Genomic DNA, 19,418 nt, shown 5'->3' with positions numbered 1-19,418 from the left:
ACGTCTAACGTTCGAATCGTCGAACGCGAGAAACCTGAAGACGGGGGGCACAGAGGATGAGCAGCAGCACGCGCCGACGCCGCTACCTGCGGACCGCCATCGGCCTGGCCGCCGTTCTGGTGCTGTCGGTCGTGGGTGCCGGGGCCTGGTTCTACCACCGGCTGGACAGCAACATCACCACCTTCGACGCGGGCGGCGTCGCCACCGAGCGCCCGCCGTCCCCCGTTCCGGCCACCCCGGGCGCCTCCGTGCCGGTCAACGTGCTGCTGCTCGGCTCGGACACCCGCGGCGACGGCAACAACGCGCTGGGCGGCGGCGACGAGGGCGTCGGCCACTCGGACACCGCGATCGTGCTGCACATCTACGCCGACCACAAGCACGCCGTCGGCGTCTCCATCCCCCGCGACACCCTGGTCACCGTCCCGTCCTGCCGGCTGCCGAGCGGCGCCTGGACGACGCCCAAGAACGACCAGATGTTCAACTCCGCCTTCACCGTCGGCGAGGACGCCAAGGGCAACCCGGCCTGCACGCAGAACACCGTGGAGAAGCTCACCGGGCTGCGGATCGACCACACCGTCGTGGTCGACTTCAAGGGCGCGGCCGCGATGGCCGACGCCGTCGACGGCGTCGAGGCCTGCGTGCCCAACGACGTCAACGAGTTCGGCATCCACCTGAAGAAGGGGCTGCAGAAGCTCTCCGGGCAGTCCGCGGTGGACTACCTGCGAGCGCGCCACGGCATCGGCGACAACTCCGACATAGGCCGGATGAAGCGCCAGCAGGCCTTCCTCTCCTCGATGATCAAGAAGGTCCAGAGCCAGGGCTTCTCGCTGCCCACCCTGCTGCCGCTGGCGGACGCGGCCACCAAGTCGCTCACCGTGGACGAGGGGCTGGGCACCGCGATGAAGCTGGTGGACTTCGCCCGCTCGGTGCAGGACATCAAGCTGTCCGACGTCACCTTCGTCACCGCGCCCTGGCGCTTCGCCGGCGAGCGGATCCGGCTGGTCCAGCCGGACGCCGACACCCTCTGGAAGCTGCTGCGCGAGGACCGCACCCTGGACGGGCAGAGCACCGCCGGGACGGGCCAGGTGACCTCTTCCCCCACCGCCGGCCCGGGCGCGACGGCCGGCACCGACACGCCGCTGACCCCCGAGCAGGCCGCGGCGCCGATCACCGTGGTCAACGGCGTCGGTACCCCCGGTCTGGCGGGCTCCGGCGGCGAGACCCTCAAGGGGAGGGGCTTCCGGAACGTCACGCTCGGCTCCAACTCCCCGGGACACCAGGTCACCCGGATCGCGTACGACCCCGCGCTGAAGGCCACCGCCGACCAGGTGGTGGCGCTCTTCCCCGGCGCCCAGGCGGTCGAGGAGCCCGGCTCGGAGTCGATCACCGTCACGCTCGGCGCCGACTACCGGCCGGCGGGCACCCGGATCGACTCGGCGTCCTCCCCGATCCCGACCCCCGGCGCCGCGACCCCCGGTGCCGCGGCCGACGGCACGCCCGGCGGCGCGCCGACCGGCGGCGTCCCCACCGGGGGCGTCCCGACCGGCATAGCGGAGAACACCCGCAACGCCGACACCGACCCGTGCGCCAACCTGTCCTTCGGCTGACCGGCCACCGGACCCGGGGTCCCGGCTACTCGGGGTCCGGCAGCCCGGTGACCACGGCGGTGAGACGGGTGCCGCGCGGGAAGGCGCCCGCCCCGGCCAGGTCGGCCAGCCCGGCGAGCAGCTTGGCGACGTAGCGCCGCTCCACCGGGACGCCGTGGCGGCGCTCGAACCGCTCGGCGAAGGCCGCCAGGTCCGCCGGGACCCGGCCGTAGCCGCCGCCGTGGTGCGCGTGGTCGATCCGCCAGTTGTCGAACTCGCGTCCGTACGCGGCCAGATGGAGCCGGGCGACCTCCGCCTCCAGGTACCCCTCGCCGCCGCGCAACACGGCCACGCCGAGCGCCCGAGCGCCCGGCGGCAGGCCCGCCGCGATGCCGGCCAGCGTGCCGCCGGTGCCGACCGGGCAGCAGACCACGTCGCGTGCGCCCAGATCGGGCAGTTCGGCCGGGATCGCGGCCGCGCCGACGGCGGCCAGGGCGTTGGAGCCGCCCTCCGGGAGCACCAGGCAGGGGCCCCAGCGGCGCTGCAGGCCGTCGTCCGTACCGCCGTCGTCCGTACCGCCGTCGTCCGTACCGCCGTCGTCCGGGGCGCCGTCGTCCGTCGGGTCCGCGCTGCCGGCTCGGCCGGTGGCCTCCCGGTACGCGGCCCGGGTCAGGAACTCCAGCCGCATCCCCGCCGCCTCGGCGGCCCGCAGCGACCAGTTGCGCGGCCGGTCCGCCAACTCCTCGCCGCGAACCAGTCCGACGCTCTCCAGCCCGAGTGCCCCGGCGGCGGCCGCGACGGCCCGCAGGTGGGTCGAGTACGCGCCGCCGAAGGTCAGCAGCCGGGTGTGGCCCCGCTCGACGGCGGCGGCCAGGTTGGGCGCGAGCTTGCGCCACTTGTTGCCGGGAACGGTCGGGTGCAGCAGGTCGTCCCGCTTGAGCCGCAGCTCCACCCCGGCCCGGGCGAACGCCTCGTCGGTGCAGTCCACCAGCGGGGTCGGCAGCAGGGCGGGTTCGAGCACCCGGCCAGCTTACGGGCCGGCCCGAACGAGCCAGGCGAACGGGCCGGGCGTACGGGCCAGGCGTACGGGCCGGGCGTGCGGGCAGCGGGTAGCCCCCGGGCAGCGTGGAGCCCGACCGCCGGATCGGCGACCGGGCTCACGGCGCAGGGGTGGGTCAGCCCCCCGTCGAACCGTCGGCACGGCTGGCGTTGACCGCCCGGCGCAGGGCGCGCGGGACGGGGCCCGCCGCGGGGGCGAGCTTGTCGATCCGGGCCCGGAACTCGCGGCGCCGGCGCCAGGACAGGGCCGAGCCCAGCCGGGCGGCGTCGACCAGCGCGACCAGTGCGGCGTCCGCCGGTTCGACCCGGCTGAGCGGGCCCTTCAGCGCCGAACCGACCAACGCCATCACCGACTTGCGCAGCCGGGGCTCCGGCAGGATCACCCGGGAGAACGGGAACAGCCCGAGCACCCGGCGCTCCTCGATCCGGATCCGGCCCGCCGCCGCCAGGCCGTTCCGGACGACCCGTGCGGCGCGGGCCGTCGAGCCCTGGTTGCGGCCGACCCAGCTCCGCCAGCTGCGCCGACGCCCCTGCCGGATCTGCTCCAGCAGGGCGGCGGAGAGCGGGTCGAGGCCTTCGGCCTGCACCCCCTCGACGGCGGCCGGGTGTCGGCCGTCGTCCCGGATCAGTCCGCGCCGCAGGAGTTCGACCAGCGCCGACGCCCGCAGCACCAGGTCGAGCCGGTCGGTGGCGGTGAGCCGCTCACGCTCGGGGTCGTAGGCGAGCAGGTACAGCTTCTCCGGCAGATTGGCGGGCACGTCCATGGTGGACTCCAAAGCTGTGGGCAGTGGGGTGGAACCGTCCGATCATTCGGCGTCGGATTCGCCGTCCTCCGGGCTCTCCCTGGGCGGGCGTCCGCGCCGGGGAATCCGGTTCGCACCGCCGGGCATCCGGCCCGCGTCCGTGAGGGCGCGGCGGAGCAGGAACTCGATCTGCGCGTTGGTGCTGCGCAGGTCGTCCGAGGCCCAGCGGGCGAGTGCGTCGTGAACTGAAGGGTCCAGTCGCAACAGGATCTTCTTCCGTTCCGTCGCCAATGCCGCGCCTTACTGGTAGAGGGAGCCCGTGTTCACGACGGGCTGGGTGCCGCGGTCGCCGCAGAGCACCACCAGGAGGTTGCTCACCATGGCGGCCTTGCGCTCCTCGTCCAACTCCACCACGTCGCGCTCGGCGAGCCGGTCCAGCGCCTCCTCGACCATACCGACGGCGCCCTCGACGATCAGCCTGCGCGCGGCCACCACGGCCCCGGCCTGCTGACGCTGCAGCATCACCTGGGCGACCTCCGGCGCGTAGGCGAGCCGGGAGATCCGGGACTCGACGACCCGAACCCCGGCCGAGGCGACCCGGGCGGCGATCTCCGCGGAGAGCTTGCGGGCGATCTCGTCCGCCCCGTCGCGCAGCGACAACTGCCCTTCCTGGTGGGCGTCGTACGGGTAGCTGCTGGCGATGTGCCGCACGGCCGTCTCGGTCTGGATGGCGACGAAGTCGGTGTAGTCGTCCACCTCGAACATGGCCATCGCGGTGTCCTCGACCTGCCAGACCACCACGGCGGCGATCTCGATCGGGTTGCCGTCCGCGTCGTTGACCTTGGTGGTCTCGGTCTCGTGGTTGCGGATCCGCAGGGAGATGTGCCGACGGCTGGTGAACGGGTTCATCCAGGTCAGGCCCTCGGCACGGACCGTGCCGCGGTAGCGCCCGAGCAACTGCACCACCCGGGCCTGACCGGGCGAGACCACCGTCAGCCCGCACAGCGTCAGCAGCGAGCCCAGCAGCAGCAGCGGCCCGACGACGATCAGTCCGGCACCCAACCCCTGCTGCCCGTCCGCCAGTTGGACCCCTCCGCCGATGATCGACCCGGCCCCCGCGACCAGGCCGAGCAGCGCACCGAAGAGCACCGGCAACCCGGCGGCCCCGGTGATGAGCCGCTCGGTGATCTTGGGGACCGGAAGGTCCAGGGCAGGTCCGTCTTCGACGGTGAAACGCGGTGTGGCCATGAGACCGACTCCTCCAACGAGCGTCCGCATCCGATGGCAAAGTGATATCACTTTTTCCGCGCACCGCACCAGGGGGCCGACACCGGGAACACCGACGCGCCGCCGACAGGGCGCCGACGGGGCACAGGGCCGGGGAGCCACCAGGGGACGCCGGGGCCGATGCCCACAGGCGGGTGAATTCCGGCGCGCCACCCGGGGAAAGGGAGTGGCCGCGTCCTAGACTCGCGTCGTCGCAGGCGGCGGAGCTCCGGCTCAGGGCCTGCCCGCGGACGGTCATACGCGCTCGTACGGCACTCGTCGCGCATCGAGAAGGTGGGGCGGGTGGGACTCGAACCCACGACCAAGGGATTATGAGTCCCCTGCTCTAACCGGCTGAGCTACCGCCCCGGTTCGCCGCGCGCCGGTCGATCGGCCACGGCAGCAGCAGACGGCCCCAGCGAGGCCGTCCCGGGCAGCATAGCCGGTCGATCACCCGTGGTGCGCGCCGGGGGCGCACCTGGGTGCGGGACGGCGCGCGCCTCTCCGGGCGGCGCAGCCCGGGTGGCGGCGCGACGCCCGTCCGGGGCAGCCTGGGCGGACGACGATACGTAGGGCGGGGGTGGTGGCCGGGCTGTTCGCGACGGTGCTGGCCGCGGCGGGCTGCACGACCTCGGCGGGGCCCGGCGGGGGCGTCCCCACGGTCACCTCGGCACCGGCCACGGCCGCCTCGGGGAGCAGCCACGGCTGGAGCAGGCAGCGGTTCAAGGGGGCGGTCGGCCGGCGCACCGGAGTCACCCGCACCGCCAAGCCCAGCGTCCTCAACGGCCTGGTCGGCGCGGTGTTCACCCGCAACGCCGACGGCGACCACTTCTGCACGGCCAGCGTGGTCGACAGCGCCGGGCTCAACCTCATCGTCACCGCCGCCCACTGCGTCTGGGACCCGAAGCTCGGTCAGCGCGCCGACCTGGTCTTCGTCCCCGGCTACCGGGACGGGGACACCCCCAGCGGCGTCTGGCCGCTGCTGGCGGTCACCGTCGACGACGGCTGGAAGGACCACGCCGACCCGGACATGGACGTCGCCTTCGCGGTCGTCCAGGCCCAGAACGGGCAGCAGGTCCAGCAGGTGCTCGGCGCCAACCGACTGGGCGTCAACCGCGGCTACCGGGTCCCGGTGAAGGTCACCGGCTACCCGGGCAGCAGCGACGTCCCGATCACCTGCTCCAACACCACCTCCGAACAGAGCCCCACCCAGCTGCGGATCGACTGCCCCGACTACACCGGCGGCACCAGCGGCAGCCCCTGGGTCACCGACTTCGACCCCACCACCAGGACCGGCACCGTGGTCGGCGTGATCGGCGGCTACCAGGAGGGCGGCGACAGCCCGGACACCTCGTACAGCAGCTACTTCGGCGACCGCGTCCAGGCGCTGTACGACCGCGCCACCGGCTGACCGGCGCCGCACCGGGAACCCGACGGTGGCGCCGCCCGGCACGGCCTGGTAGATCTTCCTCACGAACGGCGGAACGCACGGCCCGGTGCCCGCCCCGAGGAACGAGACGGAGCCCCGATGGCCCCCCGCCCGGTACGGCCCGCGCGCCCGGTTCGTACGGCCGCGCTGGCCGCCCTGCTGCTCGCCGCCGGCACCGCGTGCGGCGGGCAGGACGGGGCGCCGACCGCCGAGGTCGCGCAGCAGAGCCCCGCGCGGGACCGGATCGGCACGCTCTCCATCCACACCGCGCAGGGCCCCCGGGCGTGCACCGCGAGTGTCGTGCAGAGCCCCCGGCACAACCTGCTGGTGACGGCGGCGCACTGTGTGCAGAGCCGCCGGATCGGCCTGCTGGACGGCCTGGTGTTCACCCCGGGCTACCGCAACGGGTCCACCCCGTACGGGACTTGGCCGGTGCGGTCGGTCACCGTCGACCCGCGCTGGGCGTCCGACGACGACCCGGAGTACGACGTGGCGTTCGTCACGGTGGGCACGGTGGACGGCCGGCAGGTCGAGGACGCGGTCGGCGGAAACCCGATCGGCACCGGGCAGGGCTTCGGGCTGTCCGTCTCGGTGACCGGCTACCCGAACCAGAGCGACGAGCCGATCACCTGCTCGGTCCGGACCCGCTCGCAGAGCGCCACCCAGGAACGCTTCGACTGCGGCGGCTACACCGACGGCACCAGCGGCAGCCCGTGGGTGACCGAGAAGGGCACGGTGGTCGGCGTGATCGGCGGCTACCAGGAGGGCGGGGACACCCCGGGCACCTCGTACAGCGTCGCCTTCGACCAGCGGGTGACCGACCTCTACCGGAAGGCGACCACCTGATTCCGGGGCCCGCCGGGGCGGCCGTCACGGTGTGACGTACGCGACACCGGGCGGCGGCAACACGAAGGCCCCCCGGTCGACCGAGGGGCCTTCGCTCTGAGCAGTCACCGGGCGCACCCGGTGCAGCTCCCGCAATTGGACTCGAACCAATAACCTGCCGATTAACAGTCGGCTGCTCTGCCAATTGAGCTATGCGGGATCGCGGCACTCGACTTCCGTACCACGGGCGGGCAGAGGACCCGGAGGGCCTCGTCCCGAGCTCCCCCAATTGGACTCGAACCAATAACCTGCCGATTAACAGTCGGCTGCTCTGCCAATTGAGCTATGGGGGATCGGCTTCCGCCCCGGCCTCCGGTTTCCCGGACTCCGTGGCGCTCGCTGCGGGACATACATTAGCGCACTCGGGGGGGTGGTCCGCCAATCGCTTTCGCCGGTTGCCCCGGGGTTGCCGCCCGGCGTGCCCCGCGCGCGCCCGCAGCCGCTCCCGGGGATGCTGGGGACGCGGACGACGGTTCGCCGTCCCGACGGACGGGTAGGGCAATGCGGCAGAAGGCCGCCAGGAGAGGGTGGATCCGACCATGTGGAAGCTGTCGTTGGCCGCGGGGTTCGCGGCCGGCTACGTACTCGGCTCGCGGGCCGGGCGTCAGCGCTACGAGCAGATCGCCAAGGTCACCCGGCAGATCGCCGAGAACCCCACAGTGCAGGGCGCCGCCGACCGGGCGAAGCACCAGGCCGGCGCGGTGGCCGGGAAGGCCGCGGGCGCGGTCGCCGACCGGGTCGGCGACCGGCTGCCGTCGGCCGTCACCGACCGGGTGCCGTACTTCAACCGGGCCCGGACGGAGGACGACGGCTGGGGTACCTTCCGCCCGTGACGGGGCGGTGATGCCACGGCAAAGCGCGCCCCAACGCGGGGTCGCGAAGCGGCAACGGCTCACCCGGCCCGGACGCGTCCCGGGCCGGGCTGAGGCATGATCTCGACATGGCCATCGTCGCGGGGATAGACAGCTCGACCAGCCGTACCCGGATCGTCGCGTGCGACACGGAAACCGGCGCCGTCCTGCGCTCCGGCAAGGCGCCGCACCCCGTCCCCGAGGACCAGGACCTGCGCCCCGGCGAGGCCGACCCGCAGGTCTGGCTGCACTCGCTCGGCGACGCCGCGGCCGGCGGCCTGCTGGAGGGCGTCCGGGCGATCGGCGTCAGCGCGCAGCAGCACGGCATGATCGGCCTGGACGCGGGCGGGGTACAGGTCCGGCCCGCGATCCTGTGGAACGACCCGCGCTCCAGCGGCGCCGCCGCCAAGCTGCTGGACGCCCTCGGCGGCCCGGCCGGCTGGACCGCCGCGATCGGCGCCGTGCCCGCCCCGACGTACACCATCGCCAAGCTGCGCTGGCTGGCCGAGTTCGAGCCGGCCAACGCCCGCCGGGTCGCCGAGGTGCTGCTGCCGCACGACTGGCTGGTCTGGCAGCTGCTCGGCCACCCCAAGCGCCGCACCACCGACCGCGGCGACGCCTCCGGCACCGGCTACTGGTCGCCGATCACCGGCGAGTACCGCCAGGACCTGGTCGAACTGGCCCTCGGCCACGAACTCAAGCTGCCCGACGTCCTCGGCCCCGCCGAGCCCGCCGGGCACACCCCCGAGGGCCTGCTGATCTCGGCCGGCACCGGCGACAACATGGCCGCCGCCCTGGGCCTGGGCCTGCGCCCGGGCGACGCGGTGGTCTCGCTCGGCAGCGCCGGGACGATCTTCGCGGTGCACGAGGAGGCCGTCGTGGACGCCTCCGGCCTGGTCTCCTCCTTCGCCGACGCCAGCGGCCGGCACCTGCCGATGGTCGCCACCCTCAACGCGGCCCAGGTGCTGCGCTCCACCGCCGCGATGCTCGGCCTGGAACTGGAGGGCCTGAGCGACCTCGCCCTGCACTCCTCCCCCGGCGCGTACGGGCTGGTGCTGCTGCCGTACCTGGACGGCGAGCGCACCCCCGCGCTGCCGCACGCGGCCGGCACCCTGACCGGCCTGCGCGCCGACGCGATGACCCCTCAGCACCTGGCCCGGGCCGCCGTCGAGGGCATGCTGTGCAACATCGCGGACGCGCTGGACGTGCTGCGCGCCCAGGGCGTCGGAATCAACCGGGTGTTCCTGCTCGGCACGGCCGGGCGGCTGCCCGCCGTCCGGCACATCGCCCCGATGCTGTTCGGCGTCCCGGTCGTGGTGCCGCCGCCGGGCGCGCACGCCGCCCGCGGGGCCGCCCGGCAGGCCGCCTGGGCGCTGGCGGGCACCCCGGAGCCGCCGGAGTGGGAGCTGCCGGACGCCGAGACCGTCGAGCCCGACGGGGAGCAGGACCTGGCGATCGGTTCGGCGGTGCGCCGGCAGTACCGGGCCGCCCGCGGCCAGATCCACCCGGAGACGGCGGCCTGACCGCCCGCCGGGGTGGCGCCTGACCGCCGTTCGGGGTGGCAGCCGGTGAAGATGCGTCACCCGGCGCCCGGTGGCAGCGTGGGACGGGACACAACCACCGACACGAAGGGCGGCAGGATGCCATGGCGCTGCACAAGGGAGCCGCCGGGGACCGCCGGCTGAGCGTCGCTCCGTTCACGGCCGCCGCCGACCCGCTGGGCGCGATGAAGCTGGCCCCGCCGCTGCACCGGCTCGGCGACGGCCCCGTGCCGGCCGAGACCGCGTACCAGCTGATCCACGACGAGCTGATGCTGGACGGCAACGCCAGGCTGAACCTGGCCACCTTCGTCACCACGTCGATGGAGACGCAGGCCAACCGGCTGATGACCGAGTGCCTCGACAAGAACATGATCGACAAGGACGAGTACCCGCAGACCGCCGAACTGGAGCGGCGCTGCGTGGCGATCCTCGCCGACCTCTGGCACGCCCCCGACCCGGACACCGCGGTCGGCTGCTCCACCACCGGCTCCAGCGAGGCCTGCATGCTGGCCGGCATGGCGCTCAAGCGCCGCTGGATGCGCCGCAACCCCGACCGCTACGCGGCCGGGGCCCGGCCCAACCTGGTGATGGGCGTCAACGTGCAGGTGTGCTGGGAAAAGTTCTGCAACTTCTGGGAGGTCGAGGCGCGCACCGCGCCGATGGAGGGCGAGCGCTTCCACCTCGACGCCGAACAGGCGGTCGCGCTCTGCGACGAGGACACCATCGGCGTGGTCGGCATCCTCGGCTCCACCTTCGACGGTTCGTACGAGCCGATCGCGGAGATCTGCGCGGCCCTGGACGCGTTCCAGGAGCGCACCGGCATCGACGTCCCGGTGCACGTGGACGGCGCCTCCGGCGGCATGGTGGCGCCCTTCCTCGACCCCGGGCTGGTGTGGGACTTCCGGCTGCCCCGGGTGGCCTCGATCAACACCTCCGGGCACAAGTACGGCCTGGTCTACCCGGGCGTGGGCTGGGCGCTCTGGCGCGACCAGGCGGCGCTGCCGGAGGAACTGGTCTTCCGGGTCAACTACCTCGGCGGCGAGATGCCGACCTTCGCGCTCAACTTCTCCCGTCCCGGCGCCGAGGTGATCGCCCAGTACTACGTGCTCCTGCGGCTCGGCCGGGAGGGCTTCCGGGCCGTCCAGGGCGCCTCCCGCGATGTCGCCACCTACCTGGCCGGGGAGATCGGCGCGCTGGACTGCTTCCGGCTGCTGACCCGCGGCGACCAGCTGCCGGTGTTCGCCTTCACCACCGAAGGGGACGTCCCGTTCGACGTGTTCGACGTCTCGCGGCGGCTGCGCGAGCGCGGCTGGCAGGTGCCCGCGTACACCTTCCCGGCGAACCGGGAGGACCTGTCGGTGCTCCGGGTGGTCTGCCGCAACGGCTTCTCCCGGGACCTCGGCGACCTGCTGCTGGCCGACCTCCACCGGCTGGTGCCGGAACTGCGGCGCCAGCCCGTCCCGCTCAAGGAGCTCGGGGTGCCGGCCCGGTCAGGCTTCCACCACTGAGCGAACGCCGCGGGACATCGACGGGAACACCACGGGAACGTCACGGCGGGAGGGCGCAGTGAAGCGCCCTCCCGCCGGACTGTCCCGGACGGGCCGGGGCAGCCTCCCCCCGCGAGGCTGCCCCGGCTCGGTGGGGGAACCGGGACGGATTTCGGACGAACGGCACGTGACCGTCCGGTATCCGACGAACCCACCGGGCGGCCAACCGCTCCGGTGAGAGAACTCTGCACGATGGCCAGATAGCTGTTCGAGCGTCTCCGGGGCTTGTGAGACACTTCCGTCCGTCTCAGCGCCATGACCAGGGGATTGAGACGCCAGGCCGATGAGGTTGGAGACAACGGAGACACCCGAACGGCCCGGGCCGGAGCCCGTTCCGCCCGTCTCCCTCCCCCGTTCCGTCCCTGATCTTTGGAAGGCCGCATGGGTTCCGCCTGGAAGAACCTGCCCGAGGAGCTGTCCGAGCCCGCCAGAAGCCTGGCCGAGGAACTCCGGGCCATCAAGGACGCCGCCGGACTCTCACTGTCCGAGCTGGCCACCCGCACGCACTACAGCCGGGCCTCCTGGGAGCGCTGGCTGAACGGCAAGCGGGTCGTCACCGAGCAGGCACTGGACGCGCTGATCGGGACAGTGGACTGCGACGGGGCCGCTCTGCGGGCGCTGTGGGAGCGGGCGGCGGTGCCGGGGGAACCGGCCGAGCCGTCGGCGCGGGACTCCCCGGCCGCGGAGCCGCCGCCCGGTGGGCCGTCCCCGGACGAAACCGGTGTTCCGTCCCTCGGCGAAACCGGTGTGCCGTCCTCCGACGAGCCCGGTGTGACCTCCGACGAGGCGTCGCACGGCGAGGCGTCCGCCGGGGAACCAGACGAGGCGCTGGTGACCGGCCAGGATCCGGAGCCCGCCCCCGTCGTCTGGTGGCGGCGCCCGGCGGCGCTGGTCTCCGGCGCGGCGGTGCTGGCAGCCCTGCTGGTGCTGGTCGGCCTGCGCGCCGCCCGGCACGACGGTCAGCCGACGGCGGTCGCCGAACCGGTCCCGACCACGTTCCCGGCCGCCACCGGCACCACCGGCACCACCGGCAAGCCCATCCCCGCCGCTCCCACCTGCCAGGCCCTCGGCTGCGACCACCGGGACCCCAAGTACACCGGCTGCGGCAAGGACGCGCGGACCCTGTACACCGACGTCATCGGCAAGGTGGTCATCTACCTCCGGTACAGCCAGACGTGCCAGGCCGCGTGGGCCGCGATCACCGAGGGCGAGCCGAACGACTTCGCGACGATCATCAACAGCACGGGTGACAGCGAGCAGGCCCTCATCCACTACGGCTACGACAACTACTCGAACATGCTGAACGCGGCGGACCCGACGATCGGCTTCCACCTCTGCGGACACCAGCCGGGCGGAGACCGCTGCACCGAGGAGATCTTCGACCTGGCCGCCGTGGTGGCCTCGACCCCGATCCCGATCGGCCCCGCCTCGCCGCCGCCGGGCACCGGAGCGGGTGCGGCCACCACACCGGCCACGACCCCGGCGACGGCCCCGGCAGCCCCGAGCGACTCGCCGACACCGTCCTAGTCGAGGTACCCGCGCAGCTGCTCGGCGAAGGCGTGGTCGCGGAGCTTGACCAGCGTCTTCGACTCGATCTGACGGATCCGCTCCCGTGTCACGCCGAACACCGCGCCGATCTCCTCCAGCGTGCGCGGGCGGCCGTCGTCCAGCCCGTAGCGGAGCTGGACGACCTGGCGTTCCCGTTCGCCCAGGGTGGCCAGCACCGCGTCGAGGTGCTGGCGCAGCAGCAGGAAGGTCGCGGACTCGGCGGGTGAGGCGGCGTCGGCGTCCTCGATCAGGTCGCCGAACGCGACGTCGTCCTCCTCGCCGACCGGGGTGTGCAGCGAGATCGGCTCCTGGGCCAGCCGGAGCAGCTCCCGCACCCGTTCCTCGGTCAGTCCCAGGGCGGCGCCGATCTCGGCCGCCGTCGGTTCCAGGCCGCGTTCCTGCAGCAGCCCCCGCTGGACCCGGACCACCCGGTTGATCAGCTCGACCACGTGGACCGGCACCCGGATCGTCCGGGCCTGGTCGGCCAGGGCCCGGCTCATCGACTGGCGGATCCACCAGGTCGCGTAGGTGGAGAACTTGTAGCCGCGGGCGTAGTCGAACTTCTCCACCGCCCGGATCAGGCCCAGGTTGCCCTCCTGGATCAGGTCCAGCAGGGTCAGCCCGCGTCCGACGTAGCGTTTGGCGACGGAGACGACGAGGCGCAGGTTGGCCTCGATCAGCCGGCGTTTGGCGATCCGGCCCCGCACCACCAGGGTGTCCAGCTGCCCGGCCAACGGGTCGGACGGCGGGGCCCCGTTCAGCCGCTCCTCGGCGAACAGGCCGGCCTCGACCCGGCGGGCCAGCTCGACCTCCTCGGCGGCGGTGAGCAGGCGGATCCGGCCGATCTCGCGCAGGTACTGGCGCAGCAGGTCGGCGCCCGGCCCGCCGCTGTCGGCCGGCTCGCGGCGCTCGTCCGCCGCGTCGGCATCGTGGTCGGCAGGGCGCTCGGCATCGCCGCCGGTGTCCGCTTCGGGCTCCGGCTCGGGCTCCGGGCTGTCCGGGTGGCCTTCCGGCAGGCCCTGGGCAGGGACGCGCGCGCCGTCCGGGGGCGCTGCCCCGGCCCGGCCGTGGTCGGTCTCCTGCTCCCCCGCCGGTTCGGCGGGGTTCGCTCTCGTGCTGGTGGTGGTCGCTGCGGCGAGGCCTTGCTCCACGGGCATCCCCTCGGGGCGGGCGCGACTCTGGCGGACCCGCGCTGTACGGAGGTGAGACGCCCTCCAGTGTGCGGTACGCCACACTCCGTGGCCGAGACTCGTGCGCCGACTTTCTGTGCAGCGAGTGCTACAGGGCGGCGGCGCCCCGGCTCTTCAGTTGATCGCCGTACTGCTGGAGCTGCCACAGCTCGGTCTGCACCGCGTGCAGCTGCTCCGTGTCGGCCCGGTGGCCGAGCCGCTGGAGGTAGCCGCGGACCTCGGCGATCCTGCGGTCGACGGCCAGCAGGCGGAGCTTGACCAGGAACTCCCCCGCGTAGACGGCGTCCACCTTGCGGCGCGAGCGCACCGGCTCGACGGTCAGCTCGGTGACCAGCGAGCGCACCCGGTCGTCCGGGGACGCCTCGCGCACCGCGCTGGTGAAGTCCGGCAGGGTCGCCCCGTACGCGGCCCCGCCGGCCTTGGCGACGGCCTGCCGGACGGCGGTGTACGGCGGGGTCGGGAACTCGTCGTCGCCGTAGTGGTCGAAGGCCGGGCTGACCAGGTCCGGGTGCTGCAGCGCCAACTTGAGCAGCTCGCGCTCGACGAACTGGGCCGGGTCACGAGGGTTGAGCCGGAAGGCCTGCTGCGCGGGGCGCGGCGGCTGTACCGGTTCGGGGCGGCGCTGCGCGGCACCGCGGGGATTCTGCTGGCGCTCGCGGTCCCAGCGGGCCAGCTGGGAGACCCTGCGGACGACGAAGGGCTCGTCCAGGATGCCGAGCATGCCGGCCAGCCGGACGGCGTACTCGTGCTGGATCGAGCGGTCCTTGATCTTGGCGACGATCGGGGCCGCTTCCTCCAGTGCCGCCGAGCGCCCCTCCGGGGTGTCCACCCGGTGCCGGGCCACCGCCGAGGTCAGTGCGAACTCGAACAGCGGGACCGGGTTGTCGATCAGCTGCTTGACCGCCTCGTCGCCCTGGGCCAGGCGCAGCTCGCACGGGTCCATGCCGCCCGGGCTGACCGCGATGGAGGTCTTGGCGGCGAACTTCTGGTCGTCCTCGAAGGCCCGCAGGGCGGCCTTCTGGCCGGCCGCGTCGCCGTCGAAGGTGAAGACCGTCTCGCCCCGGTACTGCGAGGTGTCCATCAGCAGCCGACGGATGATCTTGATGTGGTCCTCGGCGAAGGCGGTGCCGCAGGTGGCCACCGCCGAGGTGACCCCGGCGAGGTGGCAGGCCATCACGTCGGTGTAGCCCTCGACCACCACCGCGCGGCCCGACTTGGCGATCTCCTTCTTCGCCAGGTCGATGCCGTACAGCACGTGGGACTTCTTGTAGATCGGCGTCTCGGGGGTGTTCAGGTACTTCGGGCCGTTGTCGTCCTCGCGCAGGCGGCGGGCGCCGAAGCCGACCACCTCGCCGGCGATGTCCCGGATCGGCCAGACCAGCCGGCCCCGGAAACGGTCGATCAGGCCGCCGCGCTGGCCCTGCGAGGCCAGGCCGCCGAGCAGGATCTCCTTGTCGGTGAAGCCCTTGCCGCGCAGGTAGCGGACCAGGTGCTCCCAGCCGACCGGGGCGTAGCCGACGCCGAAGGCCGCGGCCGCCTCCTCGTCGAAGCCGCGCTCGGCCAGGAAGCGGCGACCGATCTCCGCCTCCGGCGAGGTCAGCTGCTCCCGGTAGTAGGCGGCGGCCACCTTGTGCGCCTCGACCAGGCGGGTGCGCTCGCCCTGCTGGTGGCGGGGGCTGTAGCCGCCCTCCTCGTAGCGCAGTGTGATGCCGGCCTGGGCGGCCATCCGCTCGACGGCCTCGGCGAAGGTGAAGTGCTCGATCTTCATCAGGAAGGCGATGGTGTCGCCGTTCTCCTGGCAGCCGAAGCAGTGGAACACGCCCTTGGCGGGGTTCACGTAGAACGAGGCGGACTTCTCGTCGTGGAAGGGGCAGACGCCCTTGTACTCGCCACCGCCACCATTGGTCAGCTGTACGTAGTCGCCGACCACCGCGTCGATCGGCAGTGCGCTGCGCACCGCCTGTACGTCTTCGTCCCTGATCCGCCCGGCCACCCCGGAAGTCTACTGGGGCGGCCGGGTTAACCGGCCGGGTTAACCAGCCGGGTTGAGGGGTCGGGTCGAACGGCGGACCGGCTACGCCCAGGCCGCGCCGACGAGCTTGGCGTGCAGGGCCAGGGCCGAGGCGTCGGTCAGGGTGGCGATCTGGTCGATGACCGTGCGCAGGGCGGCGCGGTCGTCCTCGGCCTCGCGGTACATCGCGGCGAACACCGGGTCCAGGCCCTCGGGGGCGCGCTGGGTGAGGACGTACGCCAGCTCGGCGATCACGATCCGCTGGCGGGCCCGCAGCTGGGCCTGCTCGTCGCGCTGCATGACGAAGCGGACGGCGACCGCCTTGAGCACCGCGCACTCCAGCCGGACGTCCCGCGGCACCACCAGCTCGGCGGCGTAGCGGGTGAGCCGGCCCGGGCCGTAGCGGGCGCGGGTGGCCTGCTCGGCGGCCAGGCAGAAGCGGCCGATCAGCTGGCTGGTGAGGTCCTTGAGCCCGGCCCGGTCGCGCGCGGTGCCGTCGTACGAGCGGGGCCACCATTCCTGGGCGAGCAGTCGGTCCAGGGCGGCGGCCAGCTCCTCCGGCTCGGCGTCGGGGGCGTAGCGCTCGGCGACCTTGAAGAGCTCGGCGCGCTCGCTCGGGGCGCGCAGCACGGCCGGGTCGATGTGGCCGGCCTGGAGGCCGTCCTCGACGTCGTGGGTGGAGTAGGCCACGTCGTCGGACCAGTCCATCACGGTGGCCTCGAAGCACTTGCGCCCGGCCGGGGATCCGGCCCGCAGCCAGCGGAAGACCGGCAGGTCGTCGGCGTAGACGCCGTACTTGGGCGAGGCCGGGTCGCTCGGGTGGGTGCCCTTGGTCCACGGGTACTTGGTGGCGGCGTCGAGCGCGGCGCGGCTCAGGTTGAGGCCGACGCTGCGGCCGGGCCAGGGGGCGAGCCGGGTCGACGGCTCCTCCGTGGGGGCGAAGCGCTTGGGTTCGAGCCTGGTCAGGATGCGCAGCGACTGGGCGTTGCCCTCGAAGCCGCCGCACTCCTCGGCGGCCTGGTCGAGGGCCTCCTCGCCGGTGTGGCCGAAGGGCGGGTGGCCGATGTCGTGGGCCAGGCAGGCCGTCTCCACCAGATCCGGGTCGCAGCCCAGGGCCGCGCCCAACTCCCGCCCGACCTGGGCGCATTCGAGGGAGTGGGTGAGCCGGGTGCGCGGGAAGTCACTGCGCATCGGGGCGACCACCTGGGTGGTGCCGGCCAGCCGGCGCAGCGCCGCCGAGTGCAGCACCCGGGCGCGGTCGCGCTGGAACGCCGTACGACCCGGGCGCTTGTCGGGTTCGGGGACCCAGCGGGCCTCGGCGGCGTGGTCGTACGGGATCGGGGCGGCGAGGCGGTGCGTGGTGTCATCCATATGGCACTCACGGTACGCCGCGCCCCTGACACGCGGGGTATGCCGCGCGCGAAGGAGCGCGGGCCGGGGCGTGAACGCCGCGCGGCGCGCGGGTGCCCGTCCCGGTGAATCCTCCTCACCCGGACGGCTCAGCCCCGGAGCGCCTTGAGGACGACGCCGGCCACCGCCTCCTGCCCCTTGGCGTTCGGGTGGATCGGCGCCATTCCGCGGGCCGGGAACGGCGGCTCGACCCAGCGCTGGTCCTCCCCCGCGCACATGTCGTGCCCGGCCGAGGGCCCGGCCGTGTCCACGAACACCGCTCCGGCCGCCTCCGCGTGCTTCTTGAGCATGCCGTTGAGCTGCTGCTCCTTCTCCGAGAGGAAGCCCAGGTCGGAGGCGGCCACGGTCTTGCCGAGCACCGGCAGGCAGCCCGACGGCTCGGCCGGCAGCAGCGTCGGGTACCCGATCACGTACACCCGGGCCTGCGGGGAGCGCCGTTTGATGTCCTGGAGGATCCCGCCGAGCCGGTCGCCGGCCGCGTCCACCTTGTGTTGGACCTCGTCGGCGCCGTCGGCGGAGGAGTAGTGGTCACGGCAGGGCGAGGCGGCGCGGGTCTGCTTGATCACGCCCTTCACCACGTCCATCAGGTTGTCCTTGGCGCACTCGGTCACGACCTCCATGAAACCGGCGTCGTTGCCGCCGATCCCGAGGGTGACCAGCCGGGTGTCCGCGCTCAGCGCGTCCAGCTGGGCCGGGTTGCTGCCGTTGCCGGTGTCCTGCGCCGCGGTCAGGTCCACGGTGGTGGCGCCGGTGCAGCTGACGTCCCGGAACTGCCCGGACGCCACCCCGAGGCCCTTGGCCACCAGGGACGGGTAGTTGACCGCCGAGCGGGAGCAGCCGCGCGGCTCGCCGGTCTGCGGGGGGATCTGCATGCCGGCCGTGTACGAGTCGCCGAGCGCGACGTACGGGCCGGTGGGTGGCGGGGTGGGTGTCGGCGACGGGGTGGCGCCGGCCTTCGCACGGCCGGGCACCGCGCCTGCGAGGTCCTTCCCCTGGCTGTCCGAACCGCCTCCGCCGGTGCATCCGGCCAGCAGCAGCGCGGCCAGCCCGGCCGTCAGGGCGACGGTCGGGCGTGTGGTCCTGGGCATGGCATCCCCCCGGGGGTACGACGAGTCACGGTCGGCTCCTCACGGCAGCCCGTCCCCCGGGCACCTCGGGCTCCAACGAGCGGCCGTCGACGATGACTCCCGCCTCCGCGAAATCCTCCCAAGGGGAATCCGCGTTCCCGTCAGGGCCCCCGGGGCCGCGCCGGAGGAGCCGGCTCCGCGCCCGCTCCCGACTACTCCGCGCCGCGCTCGTGCTCGGCCAGGAACTGCTCGAAGCGCCGACCCAGTTCGTCCGCCGACGGCAGGTCCACCGGCTCGGCCAGCAGGCTCTCCCGGTCCTCGGAGCCCGCCACCGCGTCGTACTGGCCCTCCATGCCGCGGATCGCCGAACGCAACTCGCCGTCCCCGTGGGTCAGCTGCTCCTCGATGTCGGCGTAGACCTCGCCGACCCGCTCGCGCAGCCGGGTGCCGGGCAGCACCAGCCCGGTGGCGGACTGCACCGCCTCCAGGACGAGCACGGCCGCCGCCGGGTAGGCCGAGCGGGCCACGTAGTGCGGGACGTGCACGGCGAAGCCCAGGACGTCGTGCCCGGCCTCGGCCAGGCGGTACTCCAGCAGCGCCTGCGCGCTGCCCGGGACCTGGGCCTGCTCGAACCACTGCGGGTACCCGGGCGCGAGGTCGAGCCGGTTGCCGTGCGGCGTCAGGCCGACCGGGCGGGTGTGCGGCACCCCCATCGGGATGCCGTGGAAGTCGATCGACAGGCGGACCTCGAAGCGCTCCACCAGCTCGCGGACGGCGCGCGCGAAGCGCTCCCACTCCACGTCCGGCTCGGGGCCGGTGAGCAGCAGGAACGGCGCGCCGGCGGCGTCGTGGACGAGCTGGAGCAGGATCTCCGGCGGGTCGTAGGACGTCCAGTGGTCGTGGTCGAACACCATCGCCGGACGGCGGGCCCGGTAGTCGACCAGCCGGTCGTGGTCGAAACTGGCCACCACCTGCGGCGATCCCGTCTCCAGCAGGTGGGCCACCACCTGGCCGCCGGCCTCGCCGGCGTCCATGAAGCCCTCGAAGTGCTGGAGCAGCACCAAGCCGGCGCCGGTGTCGCGCAACTGCGCGGTGGCGGTGGCCACCGCGGCCACGCCCTGCTGATCCAGCTCGTACAGCGCCTGGAAGTCACGCACCGCGCACCCAACCCCGTTCTCTGCTCGTCGTCCCACCGGCTTCTCGTCCTGTCCAGCGTGCCGGGCACCGCCGGAATTCCCGCCACGCCGGACGACTCGTCCGGAGCCTCGGCCGACCCCTCCGGACC

At 73.6% G+C, this 19,418-nt stretch carries 16 protein-coding genes and 3 tRNA genes; 7 read left to right on the top strand and 12 right to left on the bottom strand.

Annotated features, from left to right (window positions below; translation table 11 throughout):
• Positions 1 to 56 precede the first annotated feature (56 nt).
• Positions 57 to 1,607 (top strand): LCP family protein, encoded by a 1,551-nt coding sequence (locus ACZ52J_RS19400; protein WP_465620229.1) that lies wholly within the window; start codon positions 57 to 59, stop codon positions 1,605 to 1,607.
• 25 nt (positions 1,608 to 1,632) lie between these two features.
• Here the strand turns inward: ACZ52J_RS19400 and ACZ52J_RS19395 are convergent, their stop codons facing one another.
• The 5 genes from ACZ52J_RS19395 to ACZ52J_RS19375 all read right to left on the bottom strand — a co-directional run bounded on the left by ACZ52J_RS19395 (position 1,633) and on the right by ACZ52J_RS19375 (position 5,023).
• Positions 1,633 to 2,607: a 1-aminocyclopropane-1-carboxylate deaminase/D-cysteine desulfhydrase gene (locus ACZ52J_RS19395; protein WP_465620227.1), complete on the bottom strand. Its 975-nt coding sequence runs from the start codon at positions 2,605 to 2,607 to the stop codon at positions 1,633 to 1,635.
• Positions 2,608 to 2,761: 154 nt separating this feature from the next.
• On the bottom strand, positions 2,762 to 3,409 hold the full coding sequence (locus ACZ52J_RS19390) for a GOLPH3/VPS74 family protein (RefSeq protein WP_465620226.1): 648 nt from the start codon (positions 3,407 to 3,409) through the stop codon (positions 2,762 to 2,764).
• A gap of 42 nt (positions 3,410 to 3,451) precedes the next feature.
• Positions 3,452 to 3,679 (bottom strand): type II toxin-antitoxin system antitoxin, encoded by a 228-nt coding sequence (locus ACZ52J_RS19385; protein WP_360504194.1) that lies wholly within the window; start codon positions 3,677 to 3,679, stop codon positions 3,452 to 3,454.
• A gap of 9 nt (positions 3,680 to 3,688) precedes the next feature.
• Positions 3,689 to 4,636, bottom strand: coding sequence for an SPFH domain-containing protein (locus tag ACZ52J_RS19380; protein ID WP_465620224.1), 948 nt, complete (start codon positions 4,634 to 4,636; stop codon positions 3,689 to 3,691).
• A gap of 313 nt (positions 4,637 to 4,949) precedes the next feature.
• Positions 4,950 to 5,023: transfer RNA gene (locus tag ACZ52J_RS19375), tRNA-Ile, on the bottom strand.
• 214 nt (positions 5,024 to 5,237) lie between these two features.
• Here ACZ52J_RS19375 and ACZ52J_RS19370 point away from each other — a divergent pair.
• Together ACZ52J_RS19370 and ACZ52J_RS19365 are read left to right on the top strand one after the other, a co-directional pair.
• Positions 5,238 to 6,065, top strand: coding sequence for a trypsin-like serine peptidase (locus tag ACZ52J_RS19370; RefSeq protein WP_465620222.1), 828 nt, complete (start codon positions 5,238 to 5,240; stop codon positions 6,063 to 6,065).
• 117 nt (positions 6,066 to 6,182) lie between these two features.
• Positions 6,183 to 6,929 carry a trypsin-like serine peptidase gene (locus ACZ52J_RS19365; protein ID WP_465620221.1) on the top strand — a complete coding sequence of 249 codons (747 nt, stop codon included), beginning with the start codon at positions 6,183 to 6,185 and terminating at the stop codon, positions 6,927 to 6,929.
• Positions 6,930 to 7,055: 126 nt separating this feature from the next.
• Here ACZ52J_RS19365 and ACZ52J_RS19360 read toward each other — a convergent pair.
• Both ACZ52J_RS19360 and ACZ52J_RS19355 read right to left on the bottom strand, forming a co-directional pair.
• Positions 7,056 to 7,128, bottom strand: a tRNA-Asn gene (locus ACZ52J_RS19360).
• Between the two features lie 60 nt (positions 7,129 to 7,188).
• Positions 7,189 to 7,261: transfer RNA gene (locus tag ACZ52J_RS19355), tRNA-Asn, on the bottom strand.
• A 234-nt stretch (positions 7,262 to 7,495) separates the two neighbouring features.
• Between ACZ52J_RS19355 and ACZ52J_RS19350 the strand changes: the two genes are divergently transcribed.
• The 4 genes from ACZ52J_RS19350 to ACZ52J_RS19335 all read left to right on the top strand — a co-directional run bounded on the left by ACZ52J_RS19350 (position 7,496) and on the right by ACZ52J_RS19335 (position 12,434).
• Complete coding sequence (locus ACZ52J_RS19350) at positions 7,496 to 7,801, top strand: hypothetical protein (RefSeq protein WP_396287800.1); 306 nt, start codon at positions 7,496 to 7,498, stop codon at positions 7,799 to 7,801.
• 107 nt (positions 7,802 to 7,908) lie between these two features.
• Positions 7,909 to 9,342, top strand: coding sequence for an FGGY family carbohydrate kinase (locus ACZ52J_RS19345; protein ID WP_360504204.1), 1,434 nt, complete (start codon positions 7,909 to 7,911; stop codon positions 9,340 to 9,342).
• Between the two features lie 122 nt (positions 9,343 to 9,464).
• A complete protein-coding gene (locus tag ACZ52J_RS19340; RefSeq protein ID WP_465620220.1) occupies positions 9,465 to 10,868 on the top strand; it encodes a glutamate decarboxylase in 1,404 nt (467 codons plus the stop codon).
• 420 nt (positions 10,869 to 11,288) lie between these two features.
• On the top strand, positions 11,289 to 12,434 hold the full coding sequence (locus ACZ52J_RS19335; RefSeq protein WP_465620218.1) for a helix-turn-helix domain-containing protein: 1,146 nt from the start codon (positions 11,289 to 11,291) through the stop codon (positions 12,432 to 12,434).
• On the opposite strand, the gene ACZ52J_RS19330 is transcribed toward ACZ52J_RS19335, so the two are convergent.
• The 5 genes from ACZ52J_RS19330 to ACZ52J_RS19310 form a co-directional block, all read right to left on the bottom strand.
• A complete protein-coding gene (locus ACZ52J_RS19330) occupies positions 12,431 to 13,612 on the bottom strand; it encodes an RNA polymerase sigma factor (RefSeq protein WP_465620217.1) in 1,182 nt (393 codons plus the stop codon). The genes ACZ52J_RS19335 and ACZ52J_RS19330 overlap by 4 nt on opposite strands.
• 121 nt (positions 13,613 to 13,733) lie before the next feature.
• Complete coding sequence (gene dnaG / locus ACZ52J_RS19325) at positions 13,734 to 15,638, bottom strand: DNA primase (protein WP_360504212.1); 1,905 nt, start codon at positions 15,636 to 15,638, stop codon at positions 13,734 to 13,736.
• A gap of 81 nt (positions 15,639 to 15,719) precedes the next feature.
• The gene (locus ACZ52J_RS19320) at positions 15,720 to 17,027 is read right to left on the bottom strand and encodes a deoxyguanosinetriphosphate triphosphohydrolase (protein ID WP_360504214.1); all 1,308 of its coding nucleotides are present in this window, start codon (positions 17,025 to 17,027) and stop codon (positions 15,720 to 15,722) included.
• 128 nt (positions 17,028 to 17,155) lie between these two features.
• The gene (locus ACZ52J_RS19315) at positions 17,156 to 18,154 is read right to left on the bottom strand and encodes an SGNH/GDSL hydrolase family protein (protein WP_465620214.1); all 999 of its coding nucleotides are present in this window, start codon (positions 18,152 to 18,154) and stop codon (positions 17,156 to 17,158) included.
• A 191-nt stretch (positions 18,155 to 18,345) separates the two neighbouring features.
• Positions 18,346 to 19,290, bottom strand: a complete 945-nt coding sequence (locus ACZ52J_RS19310) for a PAC2 family protein (RefSeq protein WP_465620212.1) — start codon at positions 19,288 to 19,290, stop codon at positions 18,346 to 18,348.
• Positions 19,291 to 19,418: the final 128 nt, after the last annotated feature.

Source organism: Kitasatospora sp. NPDC034035, assembly GCF_055575755.1.
The sequence above is the reverse complement of the archived record's forward strand: the minus strand, read 5'-3'. Positions and strand labels throughout refer to the sequence as shown.

What these genes read in the sequence shown, in the direction of transcription:
- ACZ52J_RS19400 (WP_465620229.1), top strand. Translation starts at nt 57, where the DNA reads ATGAGCAGCAGCACGCGCCGACGCCGCTACCTGCGGACCGCCATCGGC.
- ACZ52J_RS19390 (WP_465620226.1), bottom strand. Translation starts at nt 3,409, where the DNA reads ATGGACGTGCCCGCCAATCTGCCGGAGAAGCTGTACCTGCTCGCCTAC.
- ACZ52J_RS19380 (WP_465620224.1), bottom strand. Translation starts at nt 4,636, where the DNA reads ATGGCCACACCGCGTTTCACCGTCGAAGACGGACCTGCCCTGGACCTT.
- ACZ52J_RS19365 (WP_465620221.1), top strand. Translation starts at nt 6,183, where the DNA reads ATGGCCCCCCGCCCGGTACGGCCCGCGCGCCCGGTTCGTACGGCCGCG.
- ACZ52J_RS19345 (WP_360504204.1), top strand. Translation starts at nt 7,909, where the DNA reads ATGGCCATCGTCGCGGGGATAGACAGCTCGACCAGCCGTACCCGGATC.
- ACZ52J_RS19340 (WP_465620220.1), top strand. Translation starts at nt 9,465, where the DNA reads ATGGCGCTGCACAAGGGAGCCGCCGGGGACCGCCGGCTGAGCGTCGCT.
- ACZ52J_RS19335 (WP_465620218.1), top strand. Translation starts at nt 11,289, where the DNA reads ATGGGTTCCGCCTGGAAGAACCTGCCCGAGGAGCTGTCCGAGCCCGCC.
- ACZ52J_RS19330 (WP_465620217.1), bottom strand. Translation starts at nt 13,612, where the DNA reads ATGCCCGTGGAGCAAGGCCTCGCCGCAGCGACCACCACCAGCACGAGA.
- ACZ52J_RS19320 (WP_360504214.1), bottom strand. Translation starts at nt 17,027, where the DNA reads ATGGATGACACCACGCACCGCCTCGCCGCCCCGATCCCGTACGACCAC.
- ACZ52J_RS19315 (WP_465620214.1), bottom strand. Translation starts at nt 18,154, where the DNA reads ATGCCCAGGACCACACGCCCGACCGTCGCCCTGACGGCCGGGCTGGCC.